This window comes from Acinetobacter sp. 1125_18A, assembly GCF_052824985.1.
The window spans coordinates 1-680 of the sequence record NZ_VTDG01000055.1; the positions used below are offsets into that span (position 1 = coordinate 1).

The window sequence follows — 680 nt, forward strand, 5'->3', positions numbered from 1 at the left end:
TCAGCACTCCACAAAGGAGCGCGGGCATATCCTTCAACAGCCAAAGGTCGGCCATTGATATCTACAATTCTTTCTTCAGGCGCAGACTGAGCACCCAATGCCCCTGTGCCACGTCGATAATCAAGATTCAAATCAAGTAATGCATTGCCAATATATTGTCGATGTTGAAGACCCGCATTCCACCCCGCAGTTTCTCTACGCTGAACACCGATCTCTACATTCTCAATAAAATTTTGATTTTCTTTATGATAACTCTTGGTATAAAAACTAGTTTTATGATGTGCACCACGGCTGATCATCCGTGAAAGTGTCAAATGACTTTGCTTGGTTTTTCCACTATATAAAATCGGTGCATTAAAGCCTGCGACCTTTTGTTCATACTTATATTTATTATGGGTTGCGGATAACTCATAGTTTCGAAATGGAATTGAATAGTTGATATAAAAGCTTTGGTTAAAGTCTTCTTTCCAATCATCCAATGAATGACTTAAATTAATATTGAGCGCATCATTCAACAGCAAAGGATTGTTTAAACTAATCCCTAGACTCCCTATATATTGCCCTGTATTTTTTGATCCCGAGTTATCAATACCTAAACTCAATCCTAATTTTTTATAAGGTCTAGATGTCACAATAAGATCACTATAGCCAACCAATTCCGTACCATCTTGAGCTACAGC

Annotated in this window: 1 protein-coding gene; it reads right to left on the reverse strand. The window is 38.2% G+C overall.

Translation table 11 applies throughout. From position 1 onward, the window contains the following. Positions 1–680 (reverse strand): ShlB/FhaC/HecB family hemolysin secretion/activation protein (locus tag FY049_RS22225; RefSeq protein ID WP_446084435.1); only part of this gene is annotated, 680 nt, incomplete at both ends.